The sequence below is a fragment of the Kitasatospora sp. NPDC096077 genome, from assembly GCF_040303245.1.
Lineage (GTDB): Bacteria > Actinomycetota > Actinomycetes > Streptomycetales > Streptomycetaceae > Kitasatospora.
On sequence record NZ_JBEOSV010000009.1, the window covers coordinates 200,967 to 211,716 of the forward strand.

The following is a 10,750-nucleotide window of genomic DNA, read 5'->3' on the forward strand; positions in this document are numbered from 1 at the left end:
GCCGGTGTCGCGCCGTGGAACCGTGCCCTGAAGGGGGCTGCCCGGCCGGCCGGTACAAAGACGGCCGGCTCCACCAACACGGGGGTTTGGTGGAGCCGGCGCCAGTGCCCGACGGTCCGGGGTCGGCCGGGGGCGGGGGCCAGTGGGTCAGTGCTCGCTCAGGACTTCGGTCCGGGCTACGGACGGCCCGGCAGACGGATAATCATAATCCGGTACCGATGCGGGAGTTGCATTCCGCCGCCGGTCTACCAGCGCGCCCACCGAGGCCACCACCAGTCCGATCACCGCGACGGCGGTGACCAGGACGAGCGCCGGCCGGTAGCCGTCCAGCTGGGCCTGCGCGGAGTCGCCGCCCGCGCTGCCGGCCGTGATCATCGCGGTCGCCCCGGCCAGCACCACGGCGGTGCCGACCTGGATCGCGGTGTTCACCAGCCCCGACGCCAGCCCCTGCTCCTCGTCGGCCACCCCGTCGGTGGCGGCGATGTTCACCGAGGGGAAGGCCAGCGCGAAGCCCACACCGAGCAGCAGCATCGAGGGCAGCACCAGGACCGGGTACGAGCTGTGCTCGTCCAGCCGCAGGAACAGGGCGAAGGCGCCGGCCAGGGCCAGCAGGCCGATCGGGAGCAGTCGGCCGGTGCCGAAGCGGTCCACGATCGGGCCCATGAAGGGGGCGGAGAGGGCGATGAAGGCGCCGGCCGGCAGCAGCCCCAGGGCCATCTGCAGGGCCGACCAGCCGAGCAGGTGCTGCAGGTAGAGCGTGACGACGAACTGGAAGCCGCCGTACGCGCCGGTCATCGCGAAGGCCACCACGTTGGCGCGGGCCACCGAGCCGTTGCGGAAGATGCCCAGCCGGACCAGCGGGTGGGCGGTGCGGCTCTCGACCACCAGGAAGGCGGCGGCCAGCGCGGCGACCACGAGCAGCGAGCCGAGGGTGCGCAGGCTCAGCCAGCCGGCGCCCTGGGCCTCGGTCACGGTGAACACCAGCAGCAGCACGGTCGAGGTGCCGGTGATCGCGCCGAGCACGTCGTAACCGCCCTTGGCGCGCTCCTCGACCGGACGGGGCAGCAGGCGGGCGGCGAAGACCAGGGCGATCAGCGCGACCGGGACGGGCATCAGGAAGGTCCAGCGCCAGCCGACCGAGGTGAGCAGTCCGCTCAGCACCAGGCCGAGCGAGAAGCCGCTGGCGCCGCAGGTGGTGTAGATCGACAGCGCCCGGTTGCGGGCAGGGCCCTCGGCGAAGGTCGTGGTGATGATCGACAGTCCGGCGGGGGCGGTGAAGGCGGCGCTGACGCCCTTGAGGAAGCGGGCGGCGATCAGCAGGCCGCCGTCGTCGACCAGGCCGCCGGCCAGCGAGGCGGCGGCGAAGACGCCGAGCGCGACCAGGAAGACCCGGCGGCGGCCGAGCAGGTCGGCGGCGCGGCCGCCGAGCAGCAGCAGGCCGCCGTAGCCGAGTACGTAGCCGGAGACCACCCATTGCAGGGTGGAGGTGGAGAGGTGCAGTTCGGAGCCGATGGAGGGGAGGGCCACGCCCACCATCGAGACGTCCAGGGCGTCCAGGAACATGGCGGCGCAGAGCACGATCAGGGTGCCCCAGAGGCGGGGTGTCCAGTTCAGCCCGCTGGTTGACGGGGCGTCGGGTGACGTGGCGGTCGCGGTGGTCATGGGGAGGACAGTACATGCGTGTGCATTCAATGCAAATGAATTAGATGTGAACGCATAAATTTCCGTTGCATGTGCTACGGTGGCGGCGTGGCTGAACTCGACTCCCTCGAAGCCTCGGCGGAGGCCGGTCTCATCGCGGAATGGCGCGAGCTGCTGGCCCGCCACGCCGCGGCCGTCTGTGCGCTCGACCGTGAACTCGGCGAGAAGCACGGGCTGGGCATGAGCGAGTTCGAGGTGCTGGAGCGCCTGGTCGAGGGGTGCGTCGCCGACGGGCGGCACGCCCTGCGGGCGAGCGAGTTGGCTCCCACCGTCCACCTGAGCCAGAGTGCGCTGTCCCGGCTGATCGCCCGGCTGGAGAAGGCCGGCCTGGTGACCCGGGAGATGTGCCCGAGCGACCGCCGGGGCGTGATGATCGCGCTGACCGCGGCCGGGCGCGAGCGCTACGAGCAGGCCCGCCCGCTGCACCGCGAGGTGCTCGGACAGACCCTCGGTGGCCACTTCGCCCCGCTCTGCGGCGAGTCCGCCAAGGGCTGACGCTCCGTCAATCCTGTTGCACAGCAAGCTTTTTCGCGCCATGCCGTGCCGTCCCGCGCTGCGACGAGGTCGGCGCGGTTCGGGGCCGGGCCGGGTCAGAGCAGCGAGTGGAGCCCCGGGGCGACGGCCAGCAGCACGGCCGCGGCGGGCGCGGCCAGGGCGAGGACGGTCAACTGCAGCCGGTGCGGCACGGACAGCCGGGGGCGGCCCGCGAGCAGCCGGTCCACCCGCTTCGGGGACTGCGCCAGACCGGGCGGGCAGGAGCCGAACACCCCACGGTCCAGGTTGAGTTCGGCCAGCGCCAGGGCGGTGGTGTGCCGGCCGTGCCGACGCGCGGCCCGGTCGTCGGCGGCCAGCTCGACCAACTCCGCCACCTGGTCCCGGAAGGCGCGGAACACGACGACGCCGGGGAAGCCGGAGGCGAGTGCCTGGGCGAACTGCTGCAGCCAGTGGTGCCGGGCCCGGACGTGCCCGCGCTCGTGGCTCAGCACGGCCGCCAACTCCCGGTCGGTGAGCTGCTGGAGGGCCCCGGTGGTGACCACCAGCCGGGAGTCCGGACCGGGCAGCGACCAGGCCTCCGGGCGGACGTTCTCCAGCACCACCAGCCGCTCCCGGCGACTCCGGGCGGCCTCGATCGCCTCCGGCAACTCCGGTGCACGGGTCGCCAGTTGGGCATGACGGCGGTTGCGCAGGGCCTTGGCGGTGCGGACCTCGCGGGTGAGCGCCAGCACCGTCTGCAGCCCGCCCGCGGCCAGTACCGCGGCGCACAGCCGACCCCAGCCCTCGGCGTCCTGGAGACCGTACGCGGCCTCCACACCGTGCGGGGCGCCGGAGAACACCCAGGCCCGCAGCTCCGGCTCGGCGGCCGCGGCGGCGAGGATCAACCCCAGGGCGCAGCACAGCAGGACGGCCACCACGATGCACTGCCACACCAGCAGCGCCAGCACCGGTTCGCGTTCCACCCAGCGGGCCCGGGTCAGCAGCCGGGGCGCGGCGGTGGAGAACAGCAGGCCGAGCAGCAGCAGGCCGGTCAGGGCAGTCATCGCATGGGCTCCCCGAGTACGCACGGAACGCGACAACGCGCTCCCGGCCAACCTATGCGCTGTCGACGCCCGGAGGAACGGCTTTCGACGGGCCAGTGACCAACGCCACGCGGACCGACGGCACACGCACGGAAGCCACCCGGCCGGGCCCCCTGCGCGAGGGCCCGGCCGGGCCCGGCGGCGTCACAGGGTCAGCAGCATGGCGAACATGCCGATGCCCATGGTCAGCCGGCAGGCCCGGGGCAGGCCGGTGGCGCCGACGACGAGGGTGCCGGCGGAGGTGCGCAGCAGCCGGGCACCGGACCAGAGCGAGTAGCCGCCGAAGTAGAGCAGCAGGGTGCCGGTCAGCAACGGCGTACCGAGTGCGGCGGCGTGGTCGTGGTGGTGCCCGCCGGGGGAGGCGGTCATCGCGAGGGCCATGTACGTCATGGCGAGCGCGCCGACCGCGTGGTGCAGCCGGTGCGCCCGGCCGGTCGGGGCGTACAGGGCGGCGAGCAGGAAGGCGGCGGCGGGGAGGCCGAACAGGCAGGCCCAGACCGCCGTCGGGACGGTGGCGCCGGTGACGGCCATCGCCGCCATGCCCAAACCCATCAGGGCTTCGGCGGCGTCGGACTCGCGGGCGAGCGAGGGGTGGGCGTGGCGCGCACCCGGGGACGCGGTGGCACAGGGGGCGCGCCGCAGCCGGGTCAGGCAGTACACGCCGGCGGTGGCGGTGAGGAGGGCGAGGAGCCAGTTGACCAGGGTGGGTCCGTGCAACGGCGGCCTCCCGGGGTGGCGACGATCGTCCCGTCCACGATCACCGCTACGCCCCCGGCGCGACCAGGGCGCGCACAGGGGCGCACTGGGGTGACCACCGTGGTGAATCCGCCCCGGAGCGACCCGGGGCGACCCGGACGACCCGGGCCGCCGGCCGGGCGGCTCAGCGCTGCAGCCGCCCCGAGGCGACGATCCGGCTGAGGAACCGGCGGGTCCGCTCCTCCTGCGGATCGCCGAACACCTGCGCCGGTGGCCCCTGTTCGAGCACCACCCCGCCGTCCAGGAAGCAGACCTGGTCGGCGACTTCGCGGGCGAAGCCCATCTCATGGGTGGAGAGGACCATGGTCATCCCCTGCTCCTTGAGGTCCCGGACCACCGACAGCACCTCCCCGACCAGGACCGGGTCGAGCGCCGCGGTGATCTCGTCGAGCAGCAGCAGCCGGGGTCCGGCCGCCAGCGCCCGCACGATCGCGACCCGCTGCTGCTGCCCGCCGGAGAGCCGGTCCGGGTACTCCGCGGCCTTCGCCGCCAGTCCGAGCCGGTCCAGCAGCGCCAGTGCCTTCGCCTCGGCCTCCTTCCGGCCGACCCGGTGCACCCGGCGCGGGGCGAGCGTGATGTTCTCCAGCACCGTCAGATGCGGGAACAGGTTGTACGACTGGAACACCACCCCGATCCGGCGCCGCACGGCGTCCTCGTCCGCGCGCGGATCGGTGATCTCCTCGCCGTCCAGGAAGACGGCCCCGTCGTCGATCCGCTCCAGCAGGTTGACGCACCGCATCAGGGTGGACTTCCCGGAGCCGGACGCCCCGATCAGCGCCGTCACCGAGTGCTCCGGCACGGTGAGGTCCACGTCGCGCAGTACCACCTGGCCGCCGAAGGCCTTGCGCACCGACTCCAGCCGGAGCACCGCCGTCCCGCTCACACCGCACCTCCCTGCAGTTGCCGACGGTTCATCCGCGCGGTCAGCCAGTCGGCGAACCGGGTCAGCGGAACGGTCAGCACGATGAACACCAGCCCCGCGACCAGGTACGGCGTGAAGTTGAAGGAGTGCGCCGCGATGATCTTCGCCGCGTACACCGCGTCGATCGCGCCGCCGATCGAGACCAGCCCGGTGTCCTTCTGAAGACTGACCAGGTTGTTGATCAGCGGCGGCACCACCCGCCGCACCGCCTGCGGCAGGACGACGTACCGCATCGCCTGGGCGTTGGTCAGCCCCAGCGACCGCGCGGCCGCCCGCTGGCTCGGGTGCACCGACTCGATGCCCGAGCGGAACACCTCCGACACGTACGCCGAGTACGTCAGCACCAGCGCCGCCCCGCCGAGCAGCAGCGGATCGGTGGTCACCCCGGTGAGCCGCAGCGCCGGCACCCCGGTGATCATCACCAGCAGGCAGATGATCATCGGCAGCCCGAGGAAGAAGTCCACGTACGCCGTGACCAGCAGCCGCACCGGCAGGAACACCGGCCCGCGCAGCGTGCGCAGCACCGCGAGCAGCAGCCCGAACACCAGGATCAGCGCGCCGCAGCCGAACATCAGCTCCAGGTTGAGCCGCAGCCCCCGGAGCACCTCCGGCAGCGCCTGGCGGGCGTAGTCCAGGCTGAAGAAGGTCCGCCGGGTCACCTCCCAGCCGGGGGAGTTGACGACCAGCAGGTACAGCACGACCGCCGTCCCCACGGTCGAGGCGGTGGCGATCAGCGCCGCGCGCCGGGCCCGGGAGCGCCGGTACGCCTCGTGCGCCAGCCGCCGCTCGGACGGGCGGTACCCGTCGTCCTCCGCCGGGCCGTCCGGCCGCAGCGCCTTCGGGAGGTCGACCGCTCCGGCCGGGTCCGCCTCCCGGCTCACTTCAGCACCGGCGCCGAGACGGCGTCCGACAGCCACTGCTGCTCCAGCTTGGCCAGCGTCCCGTCCGCCCGCAGCGCGTCCACCGCCTGCGACACGCACGGCGTCAGCTTCGAGCCCTTGTCCAGCACCAGGCCGAACTGCTCACCCTTCGGGGCCGCTGCGAACTGCCCCACCACCTGGGCCTCGGGCACCTCGGCGCCGGTGATGTAGAAGGCGGTCGGCAGGTCCACCACCAGCGCCTCGACCTGGCCGTTCTTCAGCGCGGCCTTCGCCAGGTCGTTGGAGTCGTACACGGACGGCTGGGTGCTCGGCTTGATGGTGTCGGTGATGGTGTCCAGGCTGGTGGTGCCGACCTGGGCGCCCAGCTTGGCGCCCTTCAGGTCGGCGATGCTCTTCGCGCCGGCCGCCTTGGAGCCCTTGAGCGCGATGACGGCCTGGCGCACGTCGTAGTAGCCGGAGGAGAAGTCCACCGCCTGCTTGCGCTCGTCGCTGATGGACACCTGGTTGATGTCGAAGTCGAAGTCCTTGGCCCCGGGCGCGGTCGCCTTGCCGAACGGCGCCACCACCCAGCCGACCTTGTCCGCCGGGTAGCCCAGCTTCCCGGCCACCGCGTACGCCACCGCCGACTCGAAGCCCTTGCCGTTCTCCGGCTTGTCCTCGGAGAACCACGGGTCGTAGGCCGGCTTGTCGGTGCCGACGGTCAGCTTCCCGGCGGTCCGGGTGGCCAGCGCCCCCGGCGCGCAGCTCGCCGCCGCACCGGTCGTACCCGAGGCGCCGGCGGCGGCCCCGTCGGTCTTGGCGTCCTGCGGCGCGCACCCGGAAAGGGCGGCGGCGAGCGCCAGCGCGGCGACGGGCAGGACGGCGGAGGGCTTGCGGAGGCTCATGGCGGGGCTCCAGGGGAGGGACCAGGCGGGACAGGGGAGAGGGGCGGTGGGCGGGGCCCGGCGGTGCGGGCCGGGCCGGGTGGGCCGCTTCCCGGCGGGTCACTTCCCCCGGTGGCGGCGCCGGAACACACACGGCATGGTCGGCGTACGGGTCCGCGTCCGCGGCGCCCCGGTCCGGATCAGGGGCGGCCGCTCGGCCGCGGCCGGACCAGCCGCCGCGGTCGGATCAGCGACAGCGGCGGCAAAGACCGTTCGCGCGACAGCGGAGGCCGTCCGCGCGGCAGCGGCAGCGACGACACGCCTGCTGACGGAAGGGCACCCGGAACGGGCTGTCGTGGCGCTCGGCCACCGTGATCACCGCCGGGAGCATGCGGGGAGGTTCGCATCAGGACCGCGCATCTGTCCAGAACATCCAGGACACCGTCCACATGTCGGACACCCGCGCTCCCGGCACAGGTTTTGGCGCCCGAGCGGCGGTGCACGGAAGTTTTGCCGGTCGGGGCCCCCTTGAACGGGAGAACCTTTCGTACTTATGGTGTCCTCGTTGAAATAACTCCTGTCGAAGTGAGTCCACGATGCAGAATCTTTCGCCAAGGCTCGCTGCGGCGGCCGACGCCCCGGTCTCGACCCTCGCCACCCACCCGGCGTGGCTGCGCCTGAAGGAGGCCGTCGAGACGCTGCGCCCCCTGCAGTCCAAGGACGGCTCGATCGACCTGTCCGCGGTCCAGCGGCACACCGTCGACCCGCTGGTCGCGACCGTCCGGGCGTCCGTCGAGGAGCTCGCCCCGCACTTCCCGCACGACGCCGCCTACCTGGCCGCCGTCGACACGGACCTCGCCAAGTGGGCCGACACCGGCTACCGGGAGCCCGACTTCCTGGACTCGCTGCTCGCCTTCCAGCCCGCCGACCAGCGGGAGGACGGCCTGGAGCACCTGGTCGTCTTCCCGATGTACACCCAGAACGGCAACCCGGACCGCAACCTGGAAGCCGTCCTGCTGAGCGTGGTGTGGCCGGATTGGCTGGACGAGCTGGAGCGGACCCGCTTCGACAACCCGATGTTCGTGCCGATCACCTTCACGGACTTCACGGCCGGCTACGACACCAACTCCGCGGTGCTCTTCCCCGAGACGGTCGCCGTGCGCAAGGCGCCGGAACGTTTCACCTGGGGTGGCATCTTCTGCGACCGCGAGGCCGCCCGCTTCCGCGCCGTCACCACCAGCGCCGTCCAGCAGCTCGGCCTGGAGATCCCCGCCGACGCCGAGGGCCTGCTCCAGGACCAGCAGCGCGCGCAGGAGACCTTCGTCCTGTGGGACCTCGTGCACGACCGCACCCACAGCCACGGCGACCTGCCGTTCGACCCCTTCATGATCAAGCAGCGCAGCCCGTTCTGGATGTACGGCCTGGAGGAGCTCCGCTGTGACCTCACCACCTTCAAGGAGGCGGTGAAGCTGGAGGCCGAGGGCAACGCGCACGCCCGCGACGTCCAGTACGCGATCCTCTTCGACCGCCTGTTCCGCTTCCCGGTCAGCGGCGACCGCGTCCGCAACTACGACGGCATGGGCGGCCAGCTGCTCTTCGCGTACCTGCACAAGCACGACGCGCTGCGCTGGCGCGACAACCGCCTCACCATCGACTGGGAGCGCGCCCCGCAGGTCACCAACGCGCTCTGCGGCGAGATCGAGACCCTCTACCGCGACGGCATCGACCGGCCCAAGTCGGCCCACTGGATCGCCGCGTACGAGCTGGTCTCCCGCTACCTCACCCCGCACCCCGCCTCCACCTGGGCGAAGGGCCCGGAGGCCCTCCCGCTCGACCTCACCGACGGCAAGGCCCTGAACAAGGCGCTGTGCGACGCCGTGGTTCCGGACGAGTTCCCGCTGAGCATGTTCTACGAGGCCTTGTCCAAGAAGCTCCGCGGCGTCATCGCCGCCACCGCCGGCATCACCGGCGCCGGTATCCAGGGAGTCGCCGCGTGACCACCAACCCCTCCACCAAGCTGGCCGGCAAGGTCATCGCCGTCGCCGGAGCCAGCGGCCCGGCCGGCCAGGCCGTGCTGCGCCGCCTCGCCTCCGAGGGTGCCACCGTGGTCGGCGCCGACATCGACCCCCAGCGCCTGGAGTCCGCCCTGGACGCCACCCGCATCGCGGTGCGCGGGGCGAAGGTGAGCGGTCAGGTGATCGACCTGCTCGACCCGCAGGAGGTCCACGACTGGGCCGACCACCTGGAGGCCGAGCACGGCCACGTCGACGGCCTGTTCCACCTGGTCGGCGGCTGGCGCGGCAGCAAGACCTTCTTCGACAGCCGCCTGGACGACTGGGACTTCCTGCACGACACCGTCGTGCGGACCCTCCAGCACACCTCGCTGGCCTTCCAGCCCGCGCTCGTCCGCAGCCCGGCCGGCCGCTACGCGATGGTCTCCGCCGCGGCGGCGCACAAGCCCACCGCCGGCGGCGCCGCCTACGCGGCCGCCAAGGCCGCCACCGAGGCCTGGACCCTCGCCATGGCCGACTCCTTCAAGAAGGAGACCACCTCCCCGGACGGCGAGCCCACGGCGGCGGCTGCGATCCTGGTGATCAAGGCGCTGGTCAGCCCCGAGATGCGGGCCGCGAAGCCGGAGGCGAAGTTCGCCGGCTTCACCGACACCGCCGACCTCGCCGGACACCTGGCGGACCTCTGGGACCGCCCCGCAGCAGAACTGAACGGACAGCACCTGTGGCTGACAGCCCGATGACCGACCTCACCCGTACGGACGCGGTACGGCGGCACGACCCCGCCGTCCGCGGCTTCGCCAGCGACAACTACGCCGGCGTGCACCCCGAGGTCCTCGCCGCGATCGCCCTCGCCAACGGCGGCCACCAGGTCGCCTACGGCGAGGACGACTACACGGCCCACCTCCAGGACGTCTTCCGCCGCCACTTCGGCGACAAGGCCGAGGCCTACCCGGTCTTCAACGGCACCGGCGCCAACGTGGTCGCCCTCCAGGCGCTGCTGCCCCGCTGGGGCGCGGTGGTCTGCGCCGACAGCGCCCACATCCACGTGGACGAGGGCGGCGCCCCGGAGAAGATGGGCGGCATCAAGCTGCACACCGTCCCGACCCCGGACGGCAAGCTCACCCCCGAGCTGCTCGACCAGCAGGCCTGGGGCTTCGGTGACGAGCACCGCGCGCAGCCGCTCGCGGTCTCCATCACCCAGAGCACCGAGCTCGGCACCCTCTACACGGTCGACGAGATCCGCGCGATCACCGAGCACGCCCACCAGCTCGGCATGCTCGTCCACCTGGACGGCTCCCGCCTGGCGAACGCCGCCGCCTCGCTCGGCCGGCCGATGCGTGAGTTCACCACCGACGCGGGCGTCGACGTGCTGTCCTTCGGCGGTACGAAGAACGGCCTGCTGCTCGGCGAGGTCGTGGTGGTGCTGAACCCGGAGCGGGTACGCAACATCAAGTACCTGCGCAAGACCTCGATGCAGCTCGCGTCGAAGATGCGCTTCGTCTCCGTCCAGTTCGAGGCACTGCTCTCGGGCGACCTCTACCTGCGCAACGCCGGCCACGCCAATGCGATGGCCAGCCGGCTGGAGGCGGCGGTCCGGAAGATCGACGGCATCGAGATCGTGCGTCCGGTCCAGGCCAACGCGGTGTTCGCGATCCTCCCGCGCGAGGTGAGCGAGCGGCTGCAGAAGCGTTACCGCTTCTACTTCTGGAACGAGCACACCGGCGAGGTGCGCTGGATGTGCGCCTTCGACACCACGGAGGCCGACATCGACGCCTTCGCGGCCGCCATCGCCGAGGAGATGGGCCGCGCCTGAGGGTGCACCTGACCGTGGATCGCCTCCGTCCGGACCTCCGGGCGGAGGCGATTTGCATGGGACGGGCCGGTCACCGTACAGTTCCGGAGTCGCCGCGGGAGACCGGGGCGACAAAGCGGAAAGTGAATCCGATGAATGAAACTCCGGAAAACGGAGCGGAAAACATCTGATAAGCTGGAAACACGAAAGAACGAAGCGCCCGGAGGGCCCGCTGGAAGGCGGTCC

At 72.3% G+C, this 10,750-nt stretch carries 10 protein-coding genes; 4 read left to right on the forward strand and 6 right to left on the reverse strand.

The features are described from left to right. Positions 1–147: 147 nt before the first annotated feature. Positions 148–1,662 (reverse strand): MFS transporter, encoded by a 1,515-nt coding sequence (locus tag ABTZ03_RS12165; RefSeq protein ID WP_350512814.1) that lies wholly within the window; start codon positions 1,660–1,662, stop codon positions 148–150. Between the two features lie 87 nt (positions 1,663–1,749). On the opposite strand from ABTZ03_RS12165, the gene ABTZ03_RS12170 reads away from it, so the two are divergent. Further along, entirely contained in the window at positions 1,750–2,196 is a 447-nt protein-coding gene (locus ABTZ03_RS12170; protein WP_350512815.1) for a MarR family winged helix-turn-helix transcriptional regulator, read from the forward strand. Positions 2,197–2,291: 95 nt separating this feature from the next. Here ABTZ03_RS12170 and ABTZ03_RS12175 read toward each other — a convergent pair whose 3' ends face one another. The 5 genes from ABTZ03_RS12175 to ABTZ03_RS12195 all read right to left on the reverse strand — a co-directional run bounded on the left by ABTZ03_RS12175 (position 2,292) and on the right by ABTZ03_RS12195 (position 6,721). Beyond that, positions 2,292–3,239 (reverse strand): M56 family metallopeptidase, encoded by a 948-nt coding sequence (locus tag ABTZ03_RS12175; RefSeq protein WP_350512816.1) that lies wholly within the window; start codon positions 3,237–3,239, stop codon positions 2,292–2,294. A gap of 183 nt (positions 3,240–3,422) precedes the next feature. Then, a complete protein-coding gene (locus tag ABTZ03_RS12180; protein ID WP_350512817.1) occupies positions 3,423–3,995 on the reverse strand; it encodes a DUF5134 domain-containing protein in 573 nt (190 codons plus the stop codon). Positions 3,996–4,158: 163 nt separating this feature from the next. Further along, positions 4,159–4,917: an amino acid ABC transporter ATP-binding protein gene (locus tag ABTZ03_RS12185; RefSeq protein WP_350512818.1), complete on the reverse strand. Its 759-nt coding sequence runs from the start codon at positions 4,915–4,917 to the stop codon at positions 4,159–4,161. Beyond that, positions 4,914–5,789 carry an amino acid ABC transporter permease gene (locus ABTZ03_RS12190; RefSeq protein ID WP_350512834.1) on the reverse strand — a complete coding sequence of 292 codons (876 nt, stop codon included), beginning with the start codon at positions 5,787–5,789 and terminating at the stop codon, positions 4,914–4,916. The genes ABTZ03_RS12185 and ABTZ03_RS12190 overlap by 4 nt, the downstream gene beginning before the upstream one ends. Positions 5,790–5,833: 44 nt before the next feature. Next, positions 5,834–6,721, reverse strand: coding sequence for an ABC transporter substrate-binding protein (locus ABTZ03_RS12195; RefSeq protein ID WP_350512819.1), 888 nt, complete (start codon positions 6,719–6,721; stop codon positions 5,834–5,836). Positions 6,722–7,296: 575 nt separating this feature from the next. Here ABTZ03_RS12195 and ABTZ03_RS12200 point away from each other — a divergent pair. Genes ABTZ03_RS12200 through ABTZ03_RS12210 form a run of 3 tightly spaced genes read left to right on the forward strand, consistent with a single transcriptional unit; the run spans position 7,297 to position 10,525 of the window. Next, entirely contained in the window at positions 7,297–8,697 is a 1,401-nt protein-coding gene (locus ABTZ03_RS12200; protein WP_350512820.1) for a DUF6421 family protein, read from the forward strand. Next, on the forward strand, positions 8,694–9,452 hold the full coding sequence (locus tag ABTZ03_RS12205) for an SDR family NAD(P)-dependent oxidoreductase (protein ID WP_350512821.1): 759 nt from the start codon (positions 8,694–8,696) through the stop codon (positions 9,450–9,452). The genes ABTZ03_RS12200 and ABTZ03_RS12205 overlap by 4 nt, the downstream gene beginning before the upstream one ends. After that, positions 9,449–10,525 carry a threonine aldolase family protein gene (locus tag ABTZ03_RS12210; protein WP_350512835.1) on the forward strand — a complete coding sequence of 359 codons (1,077 nt, stop codon included), beginning with the start codon at positions 9,449–9,451 and terminating at the stop codon, positions 10,523–10,525. The genes ABTZ03_RS12205 and ABTZ03_RS12210 overlap by 4 nt, the downstream gene beginning before the upstream one ends. The last annotated feature ends 225 nt before the right edge of the window (positions 10,526–10,750 follow it).